This window comes from Deinococcus sp. Leaf326 (assembly GCF_001424185.1).
Taxonomy (GTDB): domain Bacteria; phylum Deinococcota; class Deinococci; order Deinococcales; family Deinococcaceae; genus Deinococcus.
This window is the reverse complement of sequence record NZ_LMOM01000065.1, coordinates 367,236-394,096: the sequence shown is the minus strand read 5'-3', so window position 1 is coordinate 394,096 and position 26,861 is coordinate 367,236. Positions and strand designations below refer to the sequence as shown.

Below are 26,861 nucleotides of genomic sequence, written 5' to 3'. Positions count from 1 at the left end.
CCTGTTCTCAGACCCCCACGGCCTCCGCCTCCGCGTATTGGCTGGCCTGGAGGGCCCACAGCTCGGCGTACTCGCCGCCGCGCGCCAGCAGCTCGGCGTGGGTACCGTCCTCGATCAGGCGGCCCAGCTTCATGACGAGGACCCGGTCGGCCATCAGCACGCTGCCCAGGCGGTGCGTGATGAGCAGGGTGGTGCGCCCCCGGCTCATGGCGGCGAAGGCCCCAAAGACCTCGGCCTCGCTGCGGGGGTCGAGCGCCGCCGTCGGTTCGTCGAGGATCAGGACGCGGGACTCGCGGTACAGCGCCCGCGCGGTGGCCAGTTTCTGCCACTGCCCGCCCGAGAGGTCCACGCCGCCGAAGGCCTGCCCGATACGCGCCTCCAGCCCGCCGTTCACGCGCTCCAGCACCGGCTCCAGCCCGGAGGCCGAGACCGCGTGCGCGAGCTTGGCGCTGTCCTCGGGCTGCCCCAGGGTGATGTTCTCGCGCAGCGTCCACTCGAAGCGCGAGAAGTCCTGGAACACGGCCGCCACCTCCGAACGCCATTTCTCCACGTCCACGTCGCGCAGGTCCACCTCCTGCCCGCGTTCTCCCAGCAGCACGCGCCCGGACGTCGGGTCATAGAAGCGCAGCAGCAGCTTGACCAGCGTGGTTTTGCCCGCGCCGTTCTCCCCCACGATGGCGACGGTCTGGCCCTCGGGGATGTGCAGCGAGACGTGTTCGAGGACCGGCGCGCGGCCCTGGTACCCGAAGCTCACGTCGTCGAGGGTGAGGGCCAGCCGCGCGGGCAGGGGCCTGGGCTGCGCGGGCTGCGTGACGCCCGAGGTCGCCTCCAGAAAGCTCTGGTACTTGTGAAACCAGTTGAGGTGCTCGGTGCCGTTGCTGATGGCCTCGGACACCGAGCGCAGTTCGTCGCGCAGGCCCGCGAGAGCCGTGATGACCAGCACCACGCTGCCGGCCGTGTAGCCTCCGGCGTTCGCGCCTACCCCCTGCGCGCGGCTGACCACGTACACGAACAGCCCCGCCGTGACGAGCAGCGACAGCGCCTGGTACGGCAGGATGCCCAGCAGTTGCCGGTTGCGCACCCCGCGCATCACGCCCTGGTAGGCCAGCGTGCCGGTCAGGTAGCGGTCCTGAAGGTAGGGCACCAGCCCGTAGAGACGCACCTCCTTGGCCGACTCGTGGCGCATGGCGACCCGTTGGAGGTAGTTCAGCTCGCGCGAGTCCTGGGTGCGCTGCGTGAAGATGCTCCAGCCCAGCTTGTAGAACTCCATCTGGCGCAGCAACGCGGGCAGGGTGCCCGCCACGACCACCAGCGGCACCCACCACCCGATGACGAGCAGCGTGGCCGAGACGCTCACGGCGCTCACGACACTGCGGATGAGCGAGAGCAGCGTCGAGACGAGGTTCAGCGGCCGCCGGGGCGCGCCCATCTGGAGAATCTCGATGTCGTCGTGGAAACGCGGATCTTCCAGGACGTCCAGGCCGTGCAGGTCGGTCATCTTGTTCATCAGGCGCGTCATGGTCTGCACCGTGAAGCCGTCGGCGGCGTAGCCCTGGAGGACCTGCGCCGCCACCTGCGTGAGCTGCGAGATCAGCGCCGCGCCTGTCCAGGCCACCGCCAGCAGGGTCACGTTGACTGTGCCGCCGCGCAGCGCCTCGCTCACGCCGTCCACCGTCCACTTGCCCAGCAGGATGGTCACGGCCGGAATCAGGCCCTGCACGAGCGCCATCGCCAGCAGCAGCGACACGAGCAGCGGCGCGCTGCGGTACAGCCCCGGCAGGGTGCGCGTCAGCACCCCCAGCAGCTCGCGGTTGGACAGCTCGTCTTTCTTGGGCAGGGGGCGCAGCATCGCGCCCGAGTCTAGGCACTCGGCGGGGCCGCGAAAGGAAGCTGGAGGAGGTTGTCTGCCGCGGGGGTGGGCCGGTCAGGGGACAGAGCGGGTGGCTCAGCGCCGCGCCAGGGCCGCCTTCGCCTCGCCCACCTCGTCCCAGGGCAGCGTCTCCCCCTCGCGCTCCAGGGTGTCTTCCGGTCCCTTGCCCGCCAGGAGCACGGTATCGCCAGGGGCCGCCTGCGCGATCACGTGCGCGATGGCCTCCCGGCGGTCGGGGATGGACGTGAAGTTGGTCCGGCCCGCCTCCCGCGCCCCGCGCTCCATCTCGGCCAGGATGTCGGCGAGGGGAGTGTCGCGGCAGTCTTCCTCGGTAAAGACCGCGTGGTCGGCCAAAAGCGTAGCCACTTCGCCCAGCGGCGCGCGCTTGGAGGGGTCGCGCCGCCCGCCCGCCGATCCCAGCAGGACCCACAACCTCCCCGGTGTGGTGGCCCGCAGCATCCCCAGCGCCTTGTCCAGGCTGGGCGGCGTGTGCGCGAAGTCCACGATCACGCGCGGGCCGCCGTCCGGTCCCGGCACGAGTTCCATGCGGCCCGGCACGCCCCCAAAACTCGCCAGCCCGGCCACGAGCTGCTCCGGGGCCGCGCCCAGCCGGTGCGCCGCCGCCATCGCCGCCAGGGCGTTCGCCACGTTGAAGCGCCCGATCATGGGCAGCCGGACCCGGAACTCGCCGGCGGGCGACACCACACCGAAACTCAGGCCGCCCGGCCCCTCCTCGACCCCGGTCGCGCGCCAGTCGGCGTGCTGGTTCTCGGCGCTGTAGGTCGTCTCCTCCGGGGCCACGCCGCGCAGCTCGGCGGTCCAGGGGTCGTCCACGTTCAGGACGGCGAAGGGCGCGCGCTCGACGAGTTTCTTCTTGTCGGCGAAGTAGTTCTCCAGCGTGCCGTGAAAATCCAGGTGCTCGCTGCTCAGGTGGGTCCACACGGCCACGTCCCAGTCCACGCCGCGCACGCGGTCCAGGGCCAGGGCGTGGCTGCTCGCCTCCAGCACGGCCGCGCCCGCACCCACACGCACCATCTCGGCCAGGGTGGCCTGCACCTGCGGCGCCTCGGGCGTGGTGAAGTGCGCGGGGAAGTGGCGCAGTTCGCCGTCGGGCAGTTCGTAGCCCACGGTCGAGAGCAGCCCGGTCGGGATGCCGGCAGCGCGCAGCAGGTGGCGGGCCAGCCAGCTCGTGGTGGTCTTGCCGTCGGTGCCAGTCACGCCGACCACCTTCAGGGCGCGGCTGGGGTGCTCCTCCAGGGCGGCGGCGGCGTCGGCCAGCGCGGCGCGGGCATCGGCCACCGGCAGGTACGGCAGCGGCGCCTCCGTCCCGGCGGGCAGGCCCTCGCCCAGAACGGCGACCGCGCCCGCCTCCCGGGCCTTCTCCATGAAGGCGTGCCCGTCGAAGCGTGCCCCCCGGATCGCCACGAACACGGAGCCTGGACCGACCCACTCGGCGTTGTGCGTGACGCCGCGCACCTCCAGATCGGGCAAGGCGGAGGGCGGCAGGTTCAGGGCGGCGGCGAGGTCGGGCAGGCGCATGGGCCAGATGCTAGAGGAAAGCGGCCGCGCCCGGCCCGCGGCGGCTCCTGCTCCTGGCCATCACCGTGGTATTCCACTCTGCACGGGGTATGAACGCTGCAGGGGTTTGCCGCAATGTCCATGACTACCGCCCTCAGCGCAGCAGCGGCAGCCCGAAGCCGTAGCCTGCCACCTGTCCGCAAACCCACTCGAAGGCGTCGGCGTCCTGCACGAAGTCCAGCTGGTCGCCGTCGATGCGCAGCACCGGGCAGGCCCGGAAGTCCCCCACCCACTCCTCGTACAGCCGGTTCAGGCCCAGCAGGTATTCGCCCGGCATGTCCTGCTCGTAGTCGCGGCCCCGCAGCGCGATGCGGCGGCGCAGGGTGGGGAGCGAGGCGTCGATGTGAATAAGCAGGTCGGGCGTGCGCAGCGCGGGCAGGATGCCCCGGTACAGACCCAGGTAGGTCTCCCAGTCCCGTGCCTCCATCTGGCCGGTCGCGTGTAGGTGGCGTGCGAAGATGTTGGCGTCCTCAAACACCGTGCGGTCCTGCACGACCTCGCGGGTCTCGCTGACCAAAGTCAGGTGTTGTTCGAGCCGCCGCGACAGGAAGTACACCTGCGAGTGGAAGGAATACCGACGCATGTCGCCGTAGAAGTCCTCCAGGTAGGGGTTCTCGGCGTAGGGTTCGTAGACCGGCAGCAGGCCGTAGCGCTCCGAGAGCATCCGCGTGAGGGTGCTCTTGCCGCTGCCGATGTTGCCCGACAGGGCGAGGTACATCAGCCCTCCCCAGTGAGTACGGGGGCCGGGGCACACAGCGGCCGCCCCAGCGCGCCCTCGATGTGCGCGAGAAGGGCCGCCTCGTCCTCCGGGCGCTCGACAAAGTCGTACTGAGCCGCGTCAATGGTCAGCAGCGGCGGCGCATAGGTGCGGAAATACTCGTCGTAGCGGGCGGTCAGCTCGGCAAGGTAGGCGGCGGGCATGTCCTTCTCGAAGGGCCGGGCACGCTTGGCGATGCGCCGCAGCAGCTCGGGCGTCTCGGCCCGCAGGTACACCACGAGGTCGGGGGTGGGCAGCCGGGGCGAGAGGTGGGCGTACAGGTCCTCGTACAGCGCGAACTCGGCGTCCTTCAGGTTCATGGCCGCGAAGATGAAGTCCTTGTCGAACAGGTAGTCGCTGACCACGTGCCCGCTGAACAGCCCCGGCTGTGCCAGCGCCGAGAGCTGCTTGAACCGCGAGAGCAGGAAAAAGACCTGCACCTGAAACGAGAAGGCTTCGGGCTGCTCGTAGAAGCGCGCAAGGAAGGGATTTTCCTCGACGACCTCCAGGTTCAGCTCGGCGCCGCAGCGCGAGGCCAGTCGCGCCGCCAGACTGGTTTTGCCCACCCCGATGGGGCCTTCGACCACGATATACATGCCGCGCGAGCATAGCGCCCCGCCCCCTCCGGTGAAGGAGAGAGGCGGGGCTTGACAGTTCGAGGCTCCGGCTGGGCCCCGTCCCCAGGTCAGGGGGTCTCGGAACCGGAAGGCGCGTTCCCTGGCGGGGTGGCCGGGGTCTTCTGCCGCCCGGCCTGCCGCACCGCCTGGGTGAGCAGGTATTCGATCTGGGCGTTCACGCTGCGCAGGTCGTCGGCGGCCCAGCGTTCGAGGGCGGCGTACAGATCGGGAGAAACGCGGAGGGGAAAATTCTTGCGCGGTGCCATGCCGATCCTCTCAGTACAGGCTGCCGGCGTTCACGATGGGCTGGGTGCCCCGTTCGCTGGTCAGCACGACGAGCAGGTTGCTCACCATCTGCGCCTTGCGTTCCTCGTCGAGTTGCACGATCTGCTGGCCTTCGAGTTCGCGCAGGGCCATCTCGACCATGCCGACCGCGCCCTGAACGATCTGTTGCCGGGCAGCGATGATCGCGCTGGCCTGCTGGCGCTGGAGCATCGCCCCGGCGATCTCGGGTGCGTAGGCCAGGTGCGAGAGCCGCGCTTCCAGAACCTCGACCCCGGCGTGCTGCAGGCGCACGGCCAGCTCGCGGCCCAGCGTCTCGCTGACCTCGTCGGCGTTGCCGCGCAGGCTCATGGTGCCTTCCGTATAGTCGTCGTAGGGGTACTGCGAGGCGAGGTGGCGCAGCGCCGTCTCGGACTGGATCGCCACGAACTGCGTGTAGTCCTCGACATCGAAAATTGCCCGCGCCGTGTCCACGACCCGCCACACGATCACGGCGGCGATCTCGATGGGGTTGCCCATCTGGTCGTTGACCTTCAGGCGCTCGGAGTTGAAGTTGCGGATGCGCAGGCTCACGCGCTTGCGGATCGTCAGCGGATTGGTCCAGTACAGGCCGTTGCGCCGCTCGGTGCCCACATAGCGCCCGAACAGGGTGATCAGGATGGCCTGGTTGGGCTGCACGATGAAAAAGCCCATAGAGAGCAGCAGATTGACGATCAGCAGGACGCCGCCCAGAGCGAGCTGCCCGGCCACGAACAGCCAGACGTTCAGCGCGGCGAGCGCGAGCCAGCCCAGGAACAGGGGCAGGCCCGGCAACCCGAAGGCGGCGCGCTCCCGGCTCGCCACGTCGCTGCGGGTCGAGATGCCCCCCTGCGGGCCCACGGTCGGCGGGGTCTTGTCGAGTTCACTCATGTCTATCCCTCCTATCAAAGTGATATCACTTTGATAGGAAAGAGGCAAGAGAAGGGGCCTGGAGCGTTCAGCGTCCAGGCCCGGTGAAGAGCTGCGGGGAGGGGGCCTTCAGCGCAGCGTACGTTTGAGCAGCGTGACCTTCACGTCCACGCTCTTCTTGTTGCGCCACAGCCGCAGGGTGACGGTCTGGCCAGGCCGCTTGGCGGCGACGAGGCGGGTCACGTCGTAGGAGCTCTGGACCCGCGCGCCGTCCACCGCCACCACGATGTCGCCCAGCGGCGCCAGGAGCTGGTCTTTGCTATTGCGCAGCGAGCCTCGCAGGCCCGCGCGCGCTCCCGCACTGCCGGCAGGCACGTCCCACACCAGGGCGCCCTCGCTGCTGCTCAGGCCCGCGAGGCTGCGCAGGGCCGGGTCGAGGCTGTCGAGGTCCTGCAGGGTCACGCCCAGAGTGCCGCGCTGCGGCGTGCCGACCTTTTCCAGGTCCTCGACGCTCTGCTTGACGAGGTCGCCCGGAATGGCCACCCCGATCACGCCCGGCACGAAGTTGTTGGGCGCGGCGTTGGCATCCGAGATAGCCACGACCGCCCCGCGCGAGTCGAGGACCGGCCCGCCGCTGTTGCCCTGCTGGATGCTCGCGGTGGTCACGAAATACTGCCCGATTTCCTGCCCCAGGCTGTCGTTGCGCGGAATGTCGCGCGCGCTGGCCGCCACGCTGAAGATGCCGCTGCTCACGAAGTTCTGGATGCGCAGCGGCGCCCCGATGGCGATGAGCTTCTGGCCCGGAATGAGCCGGGCGCTCGACCCGAAGGCCAGCGTCTTGGGCGCTGTGACGCCGCTCACGCGCAGGATGGCGATGTCGATGCCGGGGTCCACCGCCTCGACCTTCGCGGGGACGCGCCGGCCGTTGTAGAGGATCACGCTCAGCGACTCGTAGTCCTGGATGACGTGGAAGTTGGTCACGATGAGGTCTTTCTTGTAGAAAAACCCGCTGCCGGTCTCCAGGGGGTCGTCACCGGGTTGCAGGGCGCTCTTGTTCAGGCGGTTGTCTACCCGCACCACGGCGGGCAGGGCCGCCTGCGTGACCTCGACGGTGTTGATCTCGTCACCCGTGACCAGCGCCTTCTGGGCCGAGACGCGCCCGGTCAGGTACGCCCCGGTGCCGGCCGCGACGACCAGCAGAGCCGCGCCCAGCACCCCGGCGGGCTTCACTCGCTGCCGCCGCTCTTGCCGCCTTCGCCGCCCTTGCGCGAGTCGTTGACATAGAAGCCGCTGCCCTTGAAGGAGATGCCGGGGCGCGCGAGCACGCGCTTGACCGGCACGCCGGTTTCGGGGTGGGCCGTGTAGGCCTCGTCTCGCATGCTCTGCACGAGTTCGTAGATTTCGCCGGTTTCGATGTTCTTGTACAGGTAGGTAGGCATGGTGGGGGTAACCTCGAAAAGAAAGTATGGGGCGACGAAGCTGTCGCAGGCGGCCCTAGGTGCGGGCGCGCACTCGGTTCCATCCTAGCAAGGGCGGCCCGGCTGCGCCTTCCACCGAAAGGGGGACGGGCCGGGGCGCAGGACGCGCCCAGCCGCCCTTTTCAGCGGCTTTCTTCATGAGGGGGCCTGAACGGACCTGCCGGGAGCTCTCCTGGAACTGCGGCAGGTCCGGCGGTAAGCGTGCAGATCCCCGCAGCGCCGGCCATGAGGGTGTTACACATGGCCCTCATGGCCGGTGCTATGCTGCCCCGCGAACCCACAGTGCCGGGTTCACACGACAGGGCAGCGCAAGGCCCACCTGGGCGGTGAGGACCGCACGGGTGGGAGACGAGGTGGAGGTCAGCGAGTTTCTGCGGATGCCTCCAGGCCAGGGGTCAGGGCCTACCCGACTTGCCGAGGGGCAAGTGAAGCGCGGCGATAAGCCTTCTGCGGCGACGCAGGGATAAGGCCGCGCGAGACACCACACCAATTCATTTGGGCACTCCCGCTGATCCTTACGGATAGTGGGCAGGAGTCGCTATGTGCGGAATCGTCGGATACATCGGAACCAGGCAGGCGCAGGACGTCCTTATTTCGGGCCTCTCCAAGCTGGAATACCGGGGCTACGACAGCGCCGGAGTCGCCGTGGGTGACGGCGCCTGCATCGCCGTGCGCAAGAAGGCCGGCAAGCTCGCCAACCTCCAGGGTGAACTGGCCGGCTCGCCGCTGCCCGGCACGTTGGGGATCGGCCACACGCGCTGGGCGACCCACGGCCTGCCCAACGACACCAACGCCCACCCCCACGCGACCGAAGACGGCAAGATCGTCATCATCCACAACGGCATCATCGAGAACTACCTGCCGCTCAAAGAAGGCCTGATGGCGCGCGGCCACACCTTCAAGTCGGAAACCGACAGTGAAGTGCTGGCTCACCTGATCGAAGAAGCGTACTCGGGCGACCTGTACGAGGCCGTGCGTGCGGCGCTGGGACAGGTGCGCGGCGCCTACGGCATCGTGGTGACGCACGTGGATCACCGCGAGATCGTCGCGGCCCGCACAGTGTCCCCGATGGTCATGGGGGTAGGCGAGGGCGAGATGTTCCTGGCCTCGGACGTGCCGGCGCTGCTGGCCTACACGCGCAACATGGTCTTCCTGCACGACGGCGACATGGTCGTGCTGCATGACGACGGCTTCCGCGTCACCGACCTTGCGGGCAACGAGCTCAAGCGCGATATCGAGCACATCGACTGGGACGCCGAGGCGGCCGAGAAGGGTGGCTACGACTCCTACATGATGAAGGAGATCTACGAGCAGCCCAACGCCCTGACGAACACCCTCATTGGGCGGCTGCACGACGATACCGGCGAGGTGAACCTCGACATCAACCTCGACCCGGCGAGCTTCAAGCGCATCAGCATCATCGCGTGCGGCACCGCGTACTACGCCGGGATGGTGGGCGAGTACCTCATCGAGCAGCTGGCGCGCATCCCGGTCGATATCGACGTGGCCTCCGAGTACCGCTACCGCGACCCGCTGGTGAGCGAGAACACCCTCGCCATTGTCATGAGCCAGAGCGGCGAGACCATCGACACCCTCGAGGCCCTGCGCGAGGCCAAGAAGTACGGCGCCAAGACCCTGGGCATCATCAACGCCAAGGGCAGCTCGATGACCCGCGAGGTCGACGACACGCTGTATATCCACGCCGGCCCCGAGATCGGCGTGGCGAGCACCAAGGCCTACACCTCGATGGTGAGTGCCATGCTCATGCTCGCGCTGTGGCTGGGCCGCGCGCGCGGCACGCTGACCGAGGACCAGAGCCGCGAGTTGCTGCACGCCGCCCGCGAACTGCCCCGCCTCGTCGAGGAGTCGCTGACCCCGGAGCGCGTCGAGAACATCAAGGCGATTGCCGGCAAGTACGCCGATGCCCGTGACTTCCTGTTCCTGGGGCGCGGCGTGAACAGCCCGACCGCCTACGAGGGCGCCCTGAAGCTCAAGGAAATCAGCTACATCCACGCCGAAGCGTACGCAGCCGGCGAGATGAAGCACGGCCCCATTGCCCTCATCGACGAGCACATGCCGGTCGTGGTGGTCGCCACCGAGAGCAAGCTGCTCGAAAAGACGATCTCCAACGTGCAGGAAGTCCGGGCGCGCCGGGGCAAGGTCATCCTGGTGCTGTCGGAGGGCGACACCGAGAACGCCCGCTACGGCGACGACGTGATCTACGTGCCCCGCGCCCACGAAATGGTCAGCCCGGTGGTCAACGCGGTCGCGCTGCAACTTCTGGCCATCTTCATCGCCGAGAAGCTGGGCAAGGACGTAGACAAGCCGCGCAACCTCGCCAAGGCCGTGACGGTCGAATAGCCCGCAAGTCCGCTGGGGAGGGACGCCGGGAGTCATTACGGCGTCCCTTCTGACTGCCGCCGAGATGAAGAAACCGTGAATGATCCAAAGTCATGACTGGGTGCATATAGAGAGGTATGAAGAAAATCTTGCTTGCCGCGCTGGCGCTGCCCCTGAGTGCCTGCACCATGATGGCCGCCCCCATGAACTACTCCCTCTCGAAGCAGCCGGCCGGCGCCGCGCTGATGAGCAGCGGTACGGTGAGCGTGAAAAAGGACATGAGCATGGTCATGACCACCGCCAGCGTGAGCGGCCTCAAGCCGGGCACCTACTACGTGGCCCACTACCACAACCAGGGCACGGCGGGCGTGGCCCCCTGCGACAGCGGCGGCGCGCCTATCATGAGCAGCATGATCGTGGGCATGACCGACAGCATGGGGATGCTCAAGCTCTCGGGCAGCGTGGCGATGAGCGACGTGATGAGCGCCACCTACTTCAACATCCATACGGCCGCCAACGCCTCGGGCACCCCGGCCGACGCGGGTGTGACCTGCACCGCAGTCGCGCTGAAGTAAGCCGGAGTTTCCCGACCTGCCCCCTCCGTACAGGAGTGGGGCAGTGTTGTTTTTATACGCGGCCTGGGTCCCAGGCGCCCTCTGCAGGTGGCCTTGCCAGACCTGCTGTTCGTCAGGAAATCAGACTGCACATTGTCTGTTCTCTCACCAAAAACGACGCGTCAGCGAGCGCGTTATAAACAACGCCCCTGCATGAAGTTGCATCTGTCTGTACCCTGGAGTGTAGCAGCCGGTGAAGGAGACGCGCCCCGGCGAGCGAGTCACGGGAGGGATGCACAGCTATGGACCAATTCGACAACCGGGTGACTCCGGTGGAGGCCGTGTCCTCCACCAGCACGCAGGAAATTCGCCAGGCGGCCGAACGCGGCCTGTACGCGGCCCAGGAACACGACGCCTGTGGGGTGGGGTTCGTGGCGCACATCGGCGGCCAGAAGAATCACGCCATCGTGCAGCAGGGCCTCAAGATCCTGGAAAACCTCGACCACCGGGGCGCGGTCGGGGCCGACGCCCTGATGGGAGACGGTGCGGGCATCCTCATCCAGATTCCCGACGAGTTCTACCGCGCCGAGATGGCGGCCCAGGGCGTGACCCTGCCCCCGCTAGGCGACTACGGCGTCGGGATGATCTTCCTGCCCAAGGAAATCGCCTCACGCCGCGCCTGCGAGCAGGAACTCGAGCGCGCGGTAGTGGCCGAGGGCCAGATCGTGCTGGGCTGGCGCGACGTGCCGGTCAGCCCCGAGATGCCCATGAGTCCGGCGGTGCGCGAAAAAGAACCCGTCATCCGCCAGATCTTCATCGGCGCCGGTCCCGACACGCTGGTGCCCGACGCGCTGGAGCGCAAGCTGTACGTCATCCGGCGGCGCGCGAGCAACGCCATCCTGGCGCTGAACTTCACGCACGGCCAGGAATACTACGTGCCCTCGATGTCGTGCCGCACGGTGATCTACAAGGGCCTGCTGCTCGCCACGCAGGTCGGCGAGTACTACCTCGACCTCCAGCGCCCCGAGGTCGTCTCGGCGCTGGCCCTGGTCCACCAGCGTTTTTCCACCAACACTTTCCCCGAGTGGCGCCTGGCGCACCCCTACCGTATGGTGGCGCACAACGGCGAGATCAACACCGTCAAGGGCAACTTCAACTGGATGCGCGCCCGCGAGGGCATCATGCAGAGCCCGGTGCTGGGCGGCGACCTCAACAAGCTCTACCCGATCTCCTTTGAGGGCGAGTCCGACACCGCGACCTTCGACAACGCGCTGGAGCTCCTGACGCTGGCCGGCTACCCGATGGCCCAGGCCGCCATGATGATGATTCCCGAGGCCTGGGAGCAGAACACCCTGATTGACGACCGCCGCCGGGCATTCTACGAGTACCACGCCTCAATGATGGAGCCCTGGGACGGCCCGGCCGCGATGGTCTTCACCGACGGCCGGCAGCTCGGCGCGATGCTCGACCGCAACGGCCTGCGCCCGGCGCGCTACGTGCAGACCCGCGACGGCCTGGTCATCCTGGCGTCTGAGTCGGGCGTGCTGCCCATCCCCGAGTCGCAGATCGTGCGCAAGTGGCGCCTGCAACCCGGCAAGATGTTCATGATCGACCTCGAACAGGGGCGCATCATCGAGGACGAGGAGCTCAAGCTCCAGTTCGCTGCCGCCAAGCCCTATCGCCAGTGGGTCGAGAACACCCGCGTAGAGCTGTCCACCGCCGAGGAGACCGGTACGGTCGGCGAGTTCCGCGAGTCGCTGCTCGACCGTCAGCAGGCCTTCGGGTATACCCAGGAGGACCTGAAGTTCCTGCTCGGCCCGATGGCGAAGTCCGGCGAGGAAGGCATCGGCTCGATGGGCAACGACTCGCCCCTGGCCGTGCTCTCGGCGCGCAACAAGCCGCTGTACAACTACTTCCGCCAGCTGTTCGCGCAGGTCACCAACCCGCCCATCGACCCCATCCGCGAGTCGGTGGTCATGAGCCTGGTGTCCTTCGTGGGGCCGCGCCCCAACCTGCTGGACATCAACTCGGTCAGTCCGCAGCTGCGCATCCAGGTGGACCAGCCCATCCTGGACTTCGACGATATCGCCCGGTTGCGCGCCATCGAGGAACGCACGCGCGGCAAGTTCAAGGCCTACGACCTCGACATCACCTACCCGGCCGACTGGGAGGCCCGCGGCATTGAGGCCAAGCTGGCGACCATCAACGCCTGGGCCGTGGACGCCATCGAGTCGGGTCACAACATCATCATCCTCAGTGACCGCCGTCTGGACCGCGACCGCGTGGCGATTCCGGCCCTGCTGGCCCTGAGCAGCGTGCACCACCACCTCGTCAAGGCGGGCCTGCGCATGAAGGTCGGGCTGGTCGTCGAGACCGGCGACGCCCGCGAGGTGCACCACTTCGCCGCACTGGCGGGCTACGGCGCCGAGGCGATCCACCCGTACCTCGCGCTCGAAACCCTGCACGACCTGCACCGGGGCGGCCACGTGCCCGGCCTGCCGGGGCTGGAGGACATCAGCGCCGAGAAGGCCACCTACAACTACATCAAGGCCATCGGCAAGGGCCTGAGCAAGATCATGTCGAAGATGGGCGTGAGCACCTACATGTCCTATTGCGGCGCGCAGCTGTTCGAGGCCGTGGGCCTCAAGGAAGACTTCGTGCAGAAGTACTTCCGGGGCACGGCGAGCAAGGTGGGCGGCATCGGCCTGTTTGAGGTCGCCGAAGAAGCCCTGCGCACCCACCGCGCGGCCTTCGGCGACAGCCCGGTGCTGGCCCATAGCCTCGACGCGGGCGGCGAGTACGCCTGGCGCACGCGCGGCGAGGAGCACATGTGGACGCCCGACGCCATCGCCAAGCTCCAGCACTCCACCCGCAGCGGGTCGTACAGCACCTACGAGGAGTACGCCCGGATCATCAATGACCAGTCGCGGCGACACATGACGCTGCGTGGCCTGTTTGACTTCAAGACCGAGGGCCTGACCCCCGTACCGCTCGAGGAGGTCGAGAGCGCCGCCGAGATCGTCAAGCGTTTCGCGACCGGCGCGATGAGCCTGGGCAGCATCTCGACCGAGGCGCACACCACCCTGGCCGTCGCCATGAACCGCATCGGCGGCAAGAGCAATACCGGCGAGGGCGGCGAGGACCCGGCCCGCTACGAGCGCGAGATGCGCGGCGAGTCGCTAGGCGAGGGCCACACCCTGGCCTCCATGCTCGGCGAGGGCCGCGTGTCGGTGGACTACCCGCTGGAACCCGGCGACTCGCTGCGGTCCAAGATCAAGCAGGTGGCCTCGGGCCGCTTCGGGGTCACGACCAACTACCTCGTCTCGGCCGACCAGATCCAGATCAAGATGGCCCAGGGCGCCAAGCCCGGCGAGGGTGGGCAACTGCCCGGCGGCAAGGTCAGCGAGTACATCGGCTTCCTGCGCCACAGCGTGCCGGGCGTGGGCCTGATCTCGCCGCCCCCGCACCACGACATCTACTCGATTGAGGACCTCGCGCAGCTCATCCACGACCTCAAGAACGTCAACTCACGCGCCGACATCTCGGTCAAGCTCGTGAGCGAGGTCGGCGTGGGCACCATCGCCGCCGGGGTCGCCAAGGCGAAGGCCGACCATATCGTGATCGCCGGGCACGACGGCGGCACCGGGGCCTCGCCCTGGAGCTCCATCAAGCACGCCGGCTCGCCCTGGGAACTGGGGCTGGCCGAGACGCAGCAGACCCTGGTGCTCAACCGCCTGCGCGACCGTGTGCGCGTGCAGACCGACGGCCAGCTCAAGACCGGGCGCGACGTGATCATCGCCGCGCTGCTGGGCGCCGACGAGTTCGGCTTTGCCACCGCGCCTCTGGTCGTGCAGGGCTGCATCATGATGCGCAAGTGCCACCTGAATACCTGCCCCGTAGGTGTGGCGACGCAGGACCCGGTGCTGCGCGCCCGCTTCCAGGGCAAGCCCGAACACGTCATCAATTTCTTCTTCTTCGTGGCCGAGGAAGCGCGCAAGATCATGGCTCAGCTCGGTATTCGACGCTTCGACGACCTGATCGGCCGCAGCGACCTGCTCGACACCCGCGCGGGCGTGGACCACTGGAAGGCGCAGGGCCTGGACTTCGCGCGCGTGTTCTACCGCCCCGAACTGCCCGAAACGGTCGGCCGCCGTCACCTCCAGACCCAGGACCACGGCCTGGACCGGGCACTCGACCTCAAGCTCATCGAGAAGTGCCGCCCCGCCATCGAGTCGGGCGAGAAGGTGCACTTCCTCCAGGACGTGCGCAACGTCAACCGCACGGTCGGCGCGATGCTCTCGGGCGAACTCGTGCGCGCCCGCCCGGAGGGCCTGCCCGACCAGACGGTCTTCATCCAGATGGAAGGCACCGGCGGCCAGAGCTTCGGCGCGTTCCTGGCTCCCGGCATCACGCTGTACCTGATTGGTGACGCCAACGACTACACCGGCAAGGGCCTGTCGGGCGGGCGCATCGCGGTGCGGCCCTCCATAGAGTTCCGGGGCGACGCCAGCAAGAACATCATCGTGGGCAACACGGTGTTGTACGGCGCGACCAGTGGCGAGGCCTTTTTCCGCGGCGTGGCCGGCGAGCGCTTCGGCGTGCGCCTGAGCGGCGCGCGGGCGGTCGTGGAGGGCACGGGCGACCACGGCTGCGAGTACATGACGGGCGGCACGGTGGTTGTGCTCGGCCAGACCGGGCGCAACTTCGCCGCCGGCATGTCGGGCGGCGTGGCCTACGTGCTCGACGAGGACGGCACCTTCGCCCAGCGCTGCAACCACAGCATGGTCGGCCTGAGCCGCGTACTGCCCGAGGACGAACAGCTCCTGAGCGCCGCGCCCGGCGGCCTGCACGCGGGCCAGAGCGACGAGGCACACCTGCGTTACCTCGTCGAGTCGCACCACCGCTGGACGGGTTCGCTGCGTGCCCGCGACATCCTCGACGACTGGGACGGCTCGCTGAAGAAGTTCGTCAAGGTCTTCCCGCACGAGTACCAGCGCGCCCTGAAGGAACGGGCGCAGGCCGGAACCGTGGAAGCTGCCGACACGACCAGCATGAAGGTCGGCCCGCAGCCCGGCGGTACGGGCGTCCTGACCAAGTAATCCCTGACCAGAGAGTCCCTGACCAAGTCAATGCCGGCTGGGGGCGGCACGAGCAGCCCGCCCCTCCGCCACCTGAATTTTTCTTCCCGGAGTCTGCATGAGCAAAATCACCGGCTTCCTCGACCAACCGCGCATCAAGGACAAGTACGCGCCTGTGGACGCGCGCCTCAAGCACTACCAGGAATTCATGCTGCCGCTCGACACGGTGGCGGCCCAGAAGCAGGCGACGCGCTGCATGGACTGCGGCATTCCGTTTTGCAACAACGGCTGTCCGGTCAACAACATCATTCCCGACTTCAACAACCTCGTGTTCGAGAACGACTGGCTCGCCGCTGCCGAGACCCTGCACTCGACCAACAATTTCCCCGAGTTCACCGGCCGCATCTGCCCCGCGCCCTGCGAGGCGGCCTGCACCCTGAACATCAACGACGACCCGGTGGGCATCAAGTCCATCGAACTCGCCATCATCGAGCGCGCGTGGCAGGAGGGCTGGGTGCGCCCGCAGCCGCCCGAGCACAAGACCGGCAAGCGGGTCGCGGTCGTGGGCAGTGGCCCGGCCGGGCTGGCGACCGCGCAGCAACTCGCGCGGGCCGGGCACGACGTGACGGTCTTCGAGAAGAACGACCGCGTGGGCGGCCTGCTGCGCTACGGCATCCCCGACTTCAAGATGGAAAAGACCCACATCGACCGCCGCGTCGCCCAGATGGAGGCCGAGGGTGTGACCTTCCGCACCGGGGTGCTGGTCGGCGCGATGCCCGAGGGTAGCCGGGTCACCAACCTCGCCCGGAAGACGGTGTCGCCGGAGGACCTGCGCGCCGAGTTTGACGCGGTGGTGCTCTCGGGCGGGGCCGAGCAGCCGCGTGACCTGCCGGTGCCGGGCCGCGAACTCGACGGCGTGCATTTCGCCATGGAGTTCCTGCCGGGGCAGAACCGCGTGAATGCGGGCGACAAACTCAAAAAGCAGCTGCGTGCCGACGGCAAGAACGTCATCGTGATCGGCGGGGGAGACACCGGCAGCGACTGCGTGGGCACGAGCAACCGCCACGGGGCGGCTAGCGTCACCCAGTACGAGGTCATGCCGCAGCCGCCCGAGAAGGAGAACAAGCCGCTCGTGTGGCCCTACTGGCCCATGAAGCTGCGCACGAGCACGAGCCATGAGGAAGGGGCCGTGCGCGAGTTCGCCATCGCCACCAAGGAGTTCATCGGCAAGGGCGGCAAGCTGACCGGCGTCAAGACCGTGCGTATGGAGCTTGTCGAGGGCAAGTTGCAGGAGGTCGCGGGCAGTGAGGAGACGCACCCCGCCGACCTCGTGCTGCTGGCGATGGGCTTCGTCAGCCCGCTGGGCAGCGTCCTAGACGCTTTTGGCGTGAGCAAGGACGCGCGCGGCAACGCTCAGGCCGGCACCGACGAGCGCGGCGGCTACGCGACCGATGTGCCGGGGGTATTCGCGGCGGGCGACATGCGCCGGGGCCAGAGCCTCGTGGTGTGGGCCATCCGCGAGGGCCGGCAGGCGGCGCGCGCCGTGGACGAGTTCCTGATGGGCACGAGCGTCCTGCCCCGCTGAGGAGCGCGGCAAAGGGAGCGGCGGGGCGTAGATGTGGCGTCCCGCCGCTCCCTCCCTCTAGCGACTACATCACAGCCGGCAGTTCGTCGCCCAGCACGGTGAGCAGCGCGGCCACGACCTGGGGGTCGAACTGTTGCCCCCCCAGGTCCTGGATGTACTCCAGGGTGGCGCCCAGGCTCCAGGCCGCCTTGTAGGGCCGGACGTTCGTCAGGGCGTCGAACACGTCGCACACCGAGAAGATGCGCGCCGGCAGGGCGATCTCCTCGCCCCGCAGGCCGGCGGGGTAGCCCCGGCCGTCCCACCACTCGTGGTGCGCGCCGATCACGTCGAGGGTGGCCTGCGGCAGAAAACTGAGCTGGGTCGCCAGCCGCACGCCGTCGGTGACGTGCGCCTGCATCCGCTCGCGCATCTCGGGACTCAGGCCACCGGGGTGGTGCAGGATGGCGTCGGGAATGCCGATCTTGCCGATGTCGTGCAGGTAGGCCCCCCAGCGCAGGGTCCGCAGTTCGGTGCCGTCCAGGCCCAGGTGCTCTCCCAGGCGCACCGCGAGGTCGGTGACGCGGTCGGTGTGGCCCTGGGTCTCGGCGTCGCGGGCCTCCAGGCACAGCCCGATGGTGCGCAGGGCGCTCTCATGGGCGGCGCGCTCACGTTCCTCGGCGTCAAGGCGTGCGGCGAGCAACGCCAGCAGCCCGGTCACGCTGCCCACCACGTTGCGTTCGGCCGGGGTCCAGGTGTGCGGCACGAAGACGTGGGCCAGTAGGGCCCCCACGAGCTGCCCGCTCTGGCTGATGACCGGGGCGGCCAGCAGCGCCCGCACGCCCAGGTCGGGAAAGCCGGCCGCCACCTCGCAGCCCTGGGTCTCCCCGAAATACAGCACGCCGTCGGCCCGTTCCAGGGCGCGCAGCAGCGGCAGGTTGCCCGGCAGGCCGTGGGCCAGCAGCGCGGCCATCTGCGGACCGTCCGGCATCTCGCCACTCGCGCTGCGGGCGTGGTAGGCCAGGGTGGCCTCGCGCCACTGGAAGTACCCCGCGCCGACCGCCGCCGTATGGGCGACCAGGGCGTCGAGCACCGGCGCCATGGCGCTGCCCAGGTCGGGGGCGTTGAGCCCCAGCCGGGTCAGTTGGAGTGTCAGGTCCATCGGCACGTCGGACTGCGGCGGTGCGGTAAAGAAGACGTCTTCGGGCAGGGTGGCGTTCGGGGCGGAGACGTCCATAGCGCGGCCAGTCTAACGAGAGATTCCTCACAACGGGGTCACAAAGAGGAGGGGGGTGTTCGGGGAGGGCGCCGGAACTTTGAGGCGCGTGGGCGCGTGCTAGGCTGCGTTGCGGCGCCCCGGCGGGCGCACGAGGCCCCCCTGCCTATGACCGATTCCCCCTCCCCCAAGGACACTGCCCCCAAGCCCCGGCGCGAGCAGATTCACGACGTGGCGAGCCGCCTGTTCTCCGAGCGCGGCTACCACGCGACGAGTATGCGTGACCTCGCCGGACAGCTCGGGATGCAGGGGGGCAGCCTCTACGCGCACATCAGCGGCAAGGAAGAGCTTCTGATTGAGATCGTGAGCCGGGCCTCGAAACAGTTCGACACAGCGCTGTTTTTGCTGCGCGACGCCGACCTGCCCGCCGACCAGAAACTGCGCGAGGCGATGCACCGCCACATCCGCGTGGTGGCCGACAACATGGAGAGCGCGACCGTGTTCTTCCACGAGTGGAAACACCTCTCGCCCGGCGCCTACCGCCACGTCACCGACTGGCGCGACACCATTGACGTCTTCTACCGCGATCTCGTCACGCAGGGCATCCGGGAGGGCACGCTGCGGGCCGACCTCGACGTCAAGATGACTGCCAACCTTATTCTCTCGGCTGTGAACTGGACCTACACGTGGTACCGGCCCGGCGGCGAACTCACGCCCCGGCAGGTCGCCGAGAGCTTCGCCGACATGTTGCTCGCGGGCCTGCGCGCGTCGCCGGGCGCGGCTCACACGACTGCGGGGGGGCGGCCATAGCCCTTCCGCCGACCGTCACCGTCCGCATCCGCGAGGCGCTGCGGCTGGGGCAGGAGCGCGCCGCGCGCCTGGGCCGCACCCAGCAGCTCGAACTCGGCGAGGACCTGTATATCCGGATCGCGCCGGGAGGCCGCCGGTTCCTGCTGTTCGGTCTGAGCGAGGAACCCTCCCAGGCGCAGGCCCGCGCCGTGGCCGAAGTGCTGGGGCTGCGGGAGCCGGTCTACGGCTGGCATCAGGGCGCCACCCTGCGCTCGCTGACCGTGGTCGAGGAGGGCGCCGAAGAGCCTCCGGCCGCGCCGGCCTCCGACGTCACCGGCTGAACAGGAACGGGGCGGCCCCCAAATGGAGGAGCCGCCCCGTTCTCGTGACGCTCAGGCCTTAGGCGCAGTGCCCTCGAAGCTCTGCTTGAACTTCTGGAGGTCCTCGGCGATCTGCTGGCTGGGTTCCTCGCCGAACAGCTTGGCGACGGCGGCGCCCAGCGGGCCGGCAGGCGGGCGGTAGCTCAGGGCCACGTGCACGCGGGTGCTGTTGCCGCCGGGCATGCCCTCGAACTGCACGCTACCGGCGTTGTCCACCGTGGCGCCGGGCAGCGAGTGCCAGCCGATGCGCTCGCCGGGCTTGTCGTTGACGATCTCGGCTTCCCACTCGACGTGGGTGCCCAGCGGCGCCTTGGCGACCCAGCGGCTACGCTTGGCGTCGAGCTGCGTGACTTCTTCGAGGTGGCTCATGATCTGCGGCAGGTTATCGAGCTTGCGCCAGAAGTCGTAGACCTGCTGGGGCGGGCGCTCGATGACCACGCTGTGCTCGACGAAAATCGGCTTGCTCGACGCTGGACCGCTGCCCAGGCCGGCCGCCTTCATCACCGGATCGTTGCCGGTCGCCGCGCGGTAGGCGAGGTAGCCCCCGACCGCCGCGATTCCCAGGCCCAGCACGCCCCGTTTACGCAGCCCCATCAGCACGAGCGCGCCGCCGGCGGCCCCGCCGATCAGGCGCTGCTGATCCATTCCCTTCGACTCTTCTTTCGTCATGTGTCCAACCTCCGTAACGGCAGTCTAGGAACGCCCCGTGAGAACGCGGGTGAATCCTTGACCAAAGCACATTAACGCCCCGGCCGCCGACCGGGACGGACCGGGCGCGGTGTGGGCCTATTCCTCGTTGCGCGCCTCGCCACTCTGGCCGATGACGTCGCTGCCCTCGTCGTCGCCCTGGGGACGCAGCAGGCCACTGTTGTCGGTCTGCCGGGCGGCGTCGCTCTGGGCGGCCAGGGCGTCCGGCAGGCTGCCCGCGGCGTGCTGCTCGGTGATCTCGCCGGTCGCTGCGCGGTCGCTTCCCGACGCGGCGCCACCCTGAAGGTCGGGGCTGAGGTTGGTGTTGGCGCCCTGCGTCTCGGCGGCGCTGCCGGCCGAGGTCGCGGGGGTGGTCGGTGTACTCATCGGTTTGCCTTCGCCCATGTCAAGTGACCTCCTGTTGGCAATCTTCCCCGACTGTGCCGCCAGAGAAGGGGCCGGGGGATGTGCACTGCCCCAAGTCGGGCTTAGGCTTGCGCGGTCTGCGCCCCACTGCCGGCTTCATCGGTGGGGACCGGCGGGTCGAAGGAGTCGCGCGCGCGCTCGACCAGGGTCAGCACGTCGTAGGTGGCGACAAGCTGGCCGTCCTGGTTGGTGATCTCGGCGTGCCACTCGACCACGCCGGTCGGGCGGGTCTCGCCGGGGCGCAGGTCCTTGCGGATGCGGCGCTTGCAGGTCAGGCGCGTGCGGATGGTGTCGCCGATACCAACCGGCTCGGTGAAGCGCAGATTCTCCAGGCCGTAGTTCGCCAGCACTGGCCCCGGCGCGGGGGACACGAACTGCCCGGCGGCGGCCGAGATCAGGAAGTAGCCGTGCGCGACCCGTCGCCCGAAGATGCCCTCCTTCGCGCCGATTTCGTCCACGTGGGCATAGAAATGGTCGCCGGTCAGGCCCGCGAAATTCACGATGTCGGCCTCGGTGACGGTGCGGCGGTGGGTCAGCAGGCTGTCGCCCACCCGGATCTCATCGAAGGTCTTGCGGAAGGGGTGCACGGCGTCCTCGTACACCTCGGCCCCCGGCACGTGTTCGCGCGTGATGGCCGAGAGGGTCGTGGGATCGGCCTGCACCGCCACGCGGTTCATGTGGTGCTTGACGCCCGACAGGCCCCCGAGTTCGGCGCTGCCGCCCGCGCGGCCAGGCCCACCGTGCAGCAGCTGCGGCAGGGGCGACCCGTGGCCGGTACTTTCGCCCGCGTCGTCGCGGTTCAGGACCAGCAGGCGGCCGTGCGTGCTGGCCAGCCCCAGCACGAGGTCGGTCGCCTCTGCGCGGTCATGGGTCACGGCGCTGCCCACCAGCGAGCCGCGCCCACGTTTGGCCAGGCGCACGGCGTCGTCAAGCGTGTCGTAGGGCAGCAGGGTCGCCACCGGGCCGAACACCTCGAGCTCATGGGGGCCGCTGGCCCGCAGCGGGTCGTCGCAGCGCAGGACCACCGGGTCGAAGAAGGCGCCCTGGTCGCGGTCGCCGCCGCGCAGCTCACGTTCCTGGCCCTCGCCGCCGATGACCACCACGGCGTCCTGTCGCAGCCGCTCGAGCGACTCGCGCACCCGGTCGCGCTGCGCCACGCTCACCAGCGCGCCCATGCGCACGTCGCTCAGCGCCGGGTCCCCCAATGTGACCCGGTTCAGCTCGGTCCTCAGCGCGTCCGTGACCGCCTCGACGAGCCCGCGCGGCACGATGGCCCGGCGGATGGCGGTGCACTTCTGGCCTGCCTTGCCGGTCATCTCACGCGCGAGTTCGCGGACGTACAGCGCGAATTCGGGGTCCTCCGGCCGCACCGTCAGGCCCAGCACCGAGGCATTGAGACTGTCGGCCTCGACCCCGAACGGCACCGAACGCGCCACGACGTTGGGGTGTACCCGCAGTTTGGCCGCCGTCGCCGCCGAACCGGTGAAAGCCACGAGGTCCTGTTCCTCCAGGTGGTCCAGCAGGTCGCCCGGCTCGCCCACCACAAGCTGGAGCGAGCCCTCGGGCAGCAGCCCCGACGTCACGATGTCGCGCACGACCCGCTCGGTGAGGTAGGCCGTCTGCGGCGCAGGCTTGACCAGCGTGGGCATCCCGGCAATGAAGGCAGGCGCCAGCTTTTCGAGCATCCCCCACACCGGAAAGTTGAACGCGTTGATCTGGACGGCCACGCCCTCCCGCGGCACGAGCAGGTGCCGGCCGACGAAGGTGCCGCCCCGGCCGAGCATCTCGACCTTGCCGTCAGGCCAGAAGCGCTCGTCGGGCAGTTCGCGCCGGGCCATGCTGGCGTACGAGAACAGGGTGCCGATCCCGCCTTCGATGTCCACCCAGCCGTCGCGGCGGGTCGCGCCGGTGAGCAGGTTCAGGGCGTAGTACGTTTCCTTGCGCTCCATGAGGTAGGTGCCCAGGGCCCGCAGCCGCCGCGCGCGGTCGTGGAAGGTCAGGCGCCGCAGCGCCGCGCCCTGGTCGCGCCCGTAGGCCAGCGCCGCCGCGAAGTTCACGTCGCCGCCGGGCAGCACGGCGACCGGGCGGCCATACACGGCGTCGCGCAGCAGCTCACCTTCGGGAGCGGCCTGCCACTCCCCGCACAGATAGGATTCGGGCCGCAGCAGGCTGGGCGCCGGGAAAGCCGGGGCAGAAGAAGAAACCGTCATCGCACACTCCTTGTCGGCCCACCGCCGCAGAGGGGGTCGGGGCCAGGGGTGGGGCCACCTGTGCGTCCCCACGAGAAACCGTCTGAACAAACCTGTCTCGGGATTATACCGCCGGCCTCCAGAGAGAGCCGCCGATGGCCGCCTCTCTGGACGTGAGTCTGGGAGAGCGGGACCCCAGGAGGACCATAGAAAGGGCGTCTACAAGTCCACTCCGAACGGGTCAAACTGGGATAGAGAGCCGTGCGACGGGCCCGTCGCCCGCTGCCCGAGGCGTAGCTTCCCGCAGCAACTAAAGTGCGGCGTGCGGATCAACCGGGCGTACAGTCGGGGCTGTGGCAATAGCGCACGGCGTTTCGGCCCTCGTTCTTGACCCGGTACAGGCACTGGTCGGCGGCGCCCAGACCCGCCTCGAAGTGGGGGCCGCAGGCGTCAGCCACCCCGATGCTCACGGTGACCGCGAGGCCTGGGGCCACCTTCTCCCAGCCGAACTCGGCGACGGTGCGGCGCAGGTGCTGGAGGCTGGCTGCGAAGGCGGGGGCCGTCACGCCGGGGCGCAGCAGCACGAATTCCTCTCCGCCGTAACGCGCCGCGAGGTCGCCGGGCTGCGCGAAGTCGCGGATCAGGCGGGCCAGGGTCCGCAGCATCTCATCCCCGGGCAGGTGGCCGTGGCGGTCGTTGATGCCCTTGAAGTGATCGATATCGATGATCGCCACGGCCAGCGGCGCGGCGGCTGTGGCCGAGAGGCGCTCGCCCTCCAGAAACAGGTGATAGCGGTTGTACAGGCCCGTCAGGCCGTCAGTGAGACTGAGGCGCCGCATGTGCTCGTTGAGCGTCTGGAGGTCGCGCAGGTCCGAGAGCAGGCGGCTGTTCTTCTGTTTTTCCTGCTCGGCGATGTCGCCCAGGATACGGGTCTGGTGCAGCACCTCCAGCGCCCGGTACTGCTGTTCGCGCTCGGCGGCGTGGGCACCCCGTTCAAGCGCCAGGGCGGCCCGCAGGTGGTCCAGCGCGCCCGCGTGGTCGCCCAGGGCCGCGCAGGCTTCGCTCAGGCGCTCGTGCGCCAGCGCCAGCCCGGCGTGTTCCTCCTGCCCCAGCCGGCGCGCGAGGTCGAGCACGGGCCTCACCTGCTCCAGGGTGGCCTGCGGACCGGCGCGGCAGCCGAGGGCCAGGGCGATGTCCAGGGCGATTTCCAGGTGGCCGGACTCCAGGTGCGCGGGGGTGGCCGCCAGCCGCCACAGCGCCGCCTCCTGCTCGGCGATCAGGCCGGCGTTGCCAGTCGCCTCGGCCGCTTCGAGCAGCGAGCGCCGCAACCGGCTCTCGAGCCAGGGCAGCCGGAGCAGCGCCGTATCGGGGGCGTCCTGCACCTCCAGCGCCTGCCGGAAGTGCTCGGTGGCTGCCTGCGGCTCGCCGGCACGCAGGGCCAGAACCCCCAGGTTCAGCCGCGCGATGGCCACGCCCACCGGGTCCGGCAACCGTTCCAGCAGGGGCAGCGCCCGCCGCAGGTGCGTCTCCGCGCGCGTCAGGTCCCCCACCCGGAATTGCGCTACCCCCAGGTCGTGCAGGCCGATGGCCTCCAGTTCGGTGCTGTTCAGGTCGCGGGCCAGCTGCAGCTGGCGGCCGAACAGGGCGGCGGCCTCGCCGGGCTGGTTCAGGAGGCTGCGCAGGTTCGCCAGCGTGTTCAGGGTGCGGCCCAGCCAGATATCTGGCGGCGCGTCCGTGCGGTCCAGCGCGGTCAGGGCCCGCACCAGCCGTCCCGCGCTGCGGCCGTAGCGCCCTGCACGCCAGTCGAGGTAGGCGAGGATCACGCCGGCGCGCGCGGCCTCGGGGGACTTCAGCGCCGCGCGCGCGGCCTGGGCCGCCTCGGCCGGAGCCACGTCGCGCCGCTGCCAGGCCACCTCGAGCAGGCCGAGCCGGTCACCCTCACCCTGCCCGCTGCTGCCCGTATGCGCCGTCATTTCTCAAATGTGACTGGCTGGTCATGCGGGCGCCTTGCTCCTCTCTTCACGCAGTCGTCAGCTCGGCTGGAACATGGGTCATTTCTACGCGGGCGACCGTCTTCAGACGGTCAGCTGTAGGGCGCGCGTCCGGGTTTCTACGCTCCAGAAGCCGCTTCCGGTGGTCATGTAGAGGGTGGTGCCCTGCGGTCCCCCGAAACAGAGATTCGAGACAGTCCCCGCCAGCACCACGCGGCCGATCTCCTCGCCATCTGGGGTCAGGACGTGCACGCCGTCGCCCGCGCTGCTCCACAGCCGTCCCTCCTCGTCCACACGGATGCCGTCGGTCTTGCCGGGGTCTACCTTGAACCACACCCGCTCGTGCGTGGCGGCCTGCGGCTGCCCATCCTGACCGGACCAGGTCAGACCCGGCGTGTCCTGCGGCGCGGGCGCGAGGCGGTAGGCGTGCGTCTGGGCGTCGCCCGTGTCGGACACCAGCAGCCGCTCGGCGCTCACGAACACTAGGCCGTTGGGCTTGACCCGGTCGCGGATGGGCGCCGTCAGGGTGCCGTCGGGGTCCAGGCGGTACACGTAGTTGCCCTCCTGCTCCTTGGTGCCGCCGTAGCCCTCTTCGGGCTTGTCGATACCGTAGGTGGGGTCGCTGAACCACAGGCTGCCGTCGGGGTGCAGCGTCACGTCGTTGGGGCTGTTCAGCCGTCCACCGGCGAAGCGGTCGGTCAGGGTGGTCCAGCTGCCGTCCTCCTCCTGACGCACGATGGCGCGCAGGCCGTGCGAGCAGGCGATGAGGCGGCCCTGAAGGTCCACGCAGTGCCCGTTCTGGTGGTGGCTGGGGTTCATCTCGTCGGCCAGTTCGCCCGCGTCGGACCAGCGCAGCAGGCGGTTCTGGCGCACGTCGCTGAAAAAGACCGCCCGGCGCGCCGGCACGTAGGCCGGGCCCTCGGTCCAGGTGAAGCCCCCTGCCAGTTGCCGGGGTGCCGCGTCCTTGGGAAACAGATCCAGGAATTCGGGGCGGGTCGCTTGCAGGCTCATGCCCGCATCCTGAAGGTGGGGCGTGGCCGGAGGGTGAGCCGGACCTTCACGGCGTGCCCCCCTCGGCGCCGTCTGCGCGAGGGGCCGGTTCCAGGTGCGCCGCGTCGCCCAGGCGGTGCAGGGTCCAGACCCCGCCCCGGCGGCGCAGCGTGCTCAGGCTCGTATGCCCGAGGCGCACCGAGAAGGGCAGCGGGTAGCCCGGTTGCGGCTGCGGCGCCCAGTCCAGCAGGGCCGAGAGAAGCCCCCGGATAGCGACCGAGTGCGAGAAGGCGACGGTGTGACCACCGGGCAGTTCTGTGGCCCAGGCCTGCATCCGCGCCGCGACCTCTCCCAGGCTCTCGCCGCCGGGCGGGGCGTATTGCCACGGGTCGAGCTGCCACGCCGCGTAGGCCGGGTGCGCGGCCATCTCGGGGACACTGAGGCCCTCGAACTCGCCGAACCCGATCTCGCGCAGCCGGGGGTCGAGGGTCAGAGGCCGGCCCGGCAGCGCCAGTTCGGCCGTCTGCACCGCCCGCGCGAGGTCGCTGGACTCGGCCCGGTCGAAGGCGAGCCCCGCGAGGCGCGCGCCGAGCCGCCGGGCCTCGGTCACGCCGCGCTCGCCCAGCGCGTTGTCGGTCAGGCCCTGCCAGCGCCCGCCCTCGTTCCACGCCGTCGCCCCGTGGCGCACCAGGGTCAGGTCGAGGTCCGGGCCCGCCTCCGGCGCCGGACTTCCCGGCGTGTTCACGGGCGGGCCTCGTAGTCCGGCTGGGCGCTGGCGGTGTCGCCGGGAGCCAGGGCCGGGACGGGGCGCGGGCGGCTCTGGTCGTCGAGGGCCACGAACACGAACAGGCCGGTGGTCGCCAGTTCCTGCTCGCCGCTCGCCATGTTCTCGCGGTACACGTCCACCCGGATGGTCATGCTCGTGCGGCCCACGCGGATCACGCGGGCGTCGAGGGCCACGGCGTCTCCGACCCGGATGGGCACGTGGAAGTCCACGCCGTCCATGCGCGCCGTGACCACGTTCCCCCCGGCGTGCCGCACGGCGGCGATGCTCGCGGCCTTGTCCATCAGCGACAGCACCCAGCCCCCGAAGGCGGTGCCGTGATAGTTCGTGTCCTTCGGGAACACCAGTTCCAGCATGCGGGCGCGGCTGCGCGGCGCTTTCGTCTCTGTCTCGCTCATACTCTGAC

22 protein-coding genes are annotated in these 26,861 nt (G+C 69.3%); 5 read left to right on the top strand and 17 right to left on the bottom strand.

Annotated elements, in window-relative coordinates:
• Window positions 1–7 precede the first annotated feature (7 nt).
• The 8 genes from ASF71_RS18785 to ASF71_RS18750 all read right to left on the bottom strand — a co-directional run bounded on the left by ASF71_RS18785 (window position 8) and on the right by ASF71_RS18750 (window position 7,431).
• A complete protein-coding gene (locus tag ASF71_RS18785; protein WP_056302855.1) occupies window positions 8–1,849 on the bottom strand; it encodes an ABC transporter ATP-binding protein in 1,842 nt (613 codons plus the stop codon).
• A gap of 96 nt (window positions 1,850–1,945) precedes the next feature.
• Window positions 1,946–3,409, bottom strand: a complete 1,464-nt coding sequence (locus ASF71_RS18780; protein WP_056302853.1) for a UDP-N-acetylmuramoyl-L-alanyl-D-glutamate--2,6-diaminopimelate ligase — start codon at window positions 3,407–3,409, stop codon at window positions 1,946–1,948.
• Between the two features lie 133 nt (window positions 3,410–3,542).
• On the bottom strand, window positions 3,543–4,166 hold the full coding sequence (locus tag ASF71_RS18775) for a deoxynucleoside kinase (protein ID WP_056302851.1): 624 nt from the start codon (window positions 4,164–4,166) through the stop codon (window positions 3,543–3,545).
• Window positions 4,166–4,801: a deoxynucleoside kinase gene (locus ASF71_RS18770; RefSeq protein WP_056302849.1), complete on the bottom strand. Its 636-nt coding sequence runs from the start codon at window positions 4,799–4,801 to the stop codon at window positions 4,166–4,168. Before ASF71_RS18770 ends, ASF71_RS18775 begins: the two co-directional genes overlap by 1 nt.
• Window positions 4,802–4,890: 89 nt before the next feature.
• Entirely contained in the window at window positions 4,891–5,088 is a 198-nt protein-coding gene (locus ASF71_RS18765) for a hypothetical protein (protein WP_056302847.1), read from the bottom strand.
• A 10-nt stretch (window positions 5,089–5,098) separates the two neighbouring features.
• Window positions 5,099–6,013: an SPFH domain-containing protein gene (locus ASF71_RS18760; protein WP_200939742.1), complete on the bottom strand. Its 915-nt coding sequence runs from the start codon at window positions 6,011–6,013 to the stop codon at window positions 5,099–5,101.
• Between the two features lie 108 nt (window positions 6,014–6,121).
• Window positions 6,122–7,222, bottom strand: a complete 1,101-nt coding sequence (locus tag ASF71_RS18755; protein WP_056302845.1) for a S1C family serine protease — start codon at window positions 7,220–7,222, stop codon at window positions 6,122–6,124.
• Entirely contained in the window at window positions 7,219–7,431 is a 213-nt protein-coding gene (locus ASF71_RS18750; protein WP_056302843.1) for a hypothetical protein, read from the bottom strand. The genes ASF71_RS18755 and ASF71_RS18750 overlap by 4 nt, the downstream gene beginning before the upstream one ends.
• A gap of 579 nt (window positions 7,432–8,010) precedes the next feature.
• On the opposite strand from ASF71_RS18750, the gene glmS reads away from it, so the two are divergent.
• The 4 genes from glmS to ASF71_RS18730 all read left to right on the top strand — a co-directional run bounded on the left by glmS (window position 8,011) and on the right by ASF71_RS18730 (window position 17,027).
• The gene (gene glmS / locus ASF71_RS18745; protein WP_056302841.1) at window positions 8,011–9,831 is read left to right on the top strand and encodes a glutamine--fructose-6-phosphate transaminase (isomerizing); all 1,821 of its coding nucleotides are present in this window, start codon (window positions 8,011–8,013) and stop codon (window positions 9,829–9,831) included.
• Window positions 9,832–9,947: 116 nt separating this feature from the next.
• A complete protein-coding gene (locus tag ASF71_RS18740; protein ID WP_056302839.1) occupies window positions 9,948–10,385 on the top strand; it encodes a CHRD domain-containing protein in 438 nt (145 codons plus the stop codon).
• A 281-nt stretch (window positions 10,386–10,666) separates the two neighbouring features.
• Window positions 10,667–15,463, top strand: coding sequence for a glutamate synthase-related protein (locus ASF71_RS18735; RefSeq protein WP_056302837.1), 4,797 nt, complete (start codon window positions 10,667–10,669; stop codon window positions 15,461–15,463).
• Window positions 15,464–15,560: 97 nt separating this feature from the next.
• Window positions 15,561–17,027 (top strand): glutamate synthase subunit beta, encoded by a 1,467-nt coding sequence (locus ASF71_RS18730; protein WP_056302835.1) that lies wholly within the window; start codon window positions 15,561–15,563, stop codon window positions 17,025–17,027.
• A 64-nt stretch (window positions 17,028–17,091) separates the two neighbouring features.
• Here the strand turns inward: ASF71_RS18730 and ASF71_RS18725 are convergent, their stop codons facing one another.
• Window positions 17,092–18,240 carry an HD-GYP domain-containing protein gene (locus tag ASF71_RS18725; protein WP_369815023.1) on the bottom strand — a complete coding sequence of 383 codons (1,149 nt, stop codon included), beginning with the start codon at window positions 18,238–18,240 and terminating at the stop codon, window positions 17,092–17,094.
• 147 nt (window positions 18,241–18,387) lie between these two features.
• Between ASF71_RS18725 and ASF71_RS18720 the strand changes: the two genes are divergently transcribed.
• Complete coding sequence (locus ASF71_RS18720) at window positions 18,388–19,029, top strand: TetR/AcrR family transcriptional regulator (protein ID WP_056302833.1); 642 nt, start codon at window positions 18,388–18,390, stop codon at window positions 19,027–19,029.
• Here ASF71_RS18720 and ASF71_RS25920 read toward each other — a convergent pair.
• From ASF71_RS25920 to ASF71_RS18680, 8 genes are all read right to left on the bottom strand, one after another.
• The gene (locus tag ASF71_RS25920; RefSeq protein WP_162243139.1) at window positions 19,002–19,262 is read right to left on the bottom strand and encodes a hypothetical protein; all 261 of its coding nucleotides are present in this window, start codon (window positions 19,260–19,262) and stop codon (window positions 19,002–19,004) included. The genes ASF71_RS18720 and ASF71_RS25920 overlap by 28 nt on opposite strands.
• Before the next feature lie 138 nt (window positions 19,263–19,400).
• Window positions 19,401–20,057, bottom strand: coding sequence for an SRPBCC family protein (locus tag ASF71_RS18710; RefSeq protein ID WP_056302831.1), 657 nt, complete (start codon window positions 20,055–20,057; stop codon window positions 19,401–19,403).
• A gap of 117 nt (window positions 20,058–20,174) precedes the next feature.
• Window positions 20,175–20,480, bottom strand: a complete 306-nt coding sequence (locus ASF71_RS23175; protein WP_082506164.1) for a hypothetical protein — start codon at window positions 20,478–20,480, stop codon at window positions 20,175–20,177.
• A gap of 83 nt (window positions 20,481–20,563) precedes the next feature.
• On the bottom strand, window positions 20,564–22,711 hold the full coding sequence (paaZ, locus tag ASF71_RS18700) for a phenylacetic acid degradation bifunctional protein PaaZ (protein WP_056302828.1): 2,148 nt from the start codon (window positions 22,709–22,711) through the stop codon (window positions 20,564–20,566).
• A gap of 308 nt (window positions 22,712–23,019) precedes the next feature.
• Complete coding sequence (locus ASF71_RS18695; protein ID WP_056302826.1) at window positions 23,020–24,663, bottom strand: diguanylate cyclase; 1,644 nt, start codon at window positions 24,661–24,663, stop codon at window positions 23,020–23,022.
• 102 nt (window positions 24,664–24,765) lie between these two features.
• Window positions 24,766–25,692, bottom strand: a complete 927-nt coding sequence (locus tag ASF71_RS18690) for an SMP-30/gluconolactonase/LRE family protein (protein ID WP_056302823.1) — start codon at window positions 25,690–25,692, stop codon at window positions 24,766–24,768.
• A gap of 46 nt (window positions 25,693–25,738) precedes the next feature.
• A complete protein-coding gene (locus ASF71_RS18685) occupies window positions 25,739–26,416 on the bottom strand; it encodes a histidine phosphatase family protein (RefSeq protein WP_235514605.1) in 678 nt (225 codons plus the stop codon).
• Window positions 26,413–26,853 carry an acyl-CoA thioesterase gene (locus ASF71_RS18680; protein WP_056302821.1) on the bottom strand — a complete coding sequence of 147 codons (441 nt, stop codon included), beginning with the start codon at window positions 26,851–26,853 and terminating at the stop codon, window positions 26,413–26,415. Before ASF71_RS18680 ends, ASF71_RS18685 begins: the two co-directional genes overlap by 4 nt.
• Window positions 26,854–26,861: the final 8 nt, after the last annotated feature.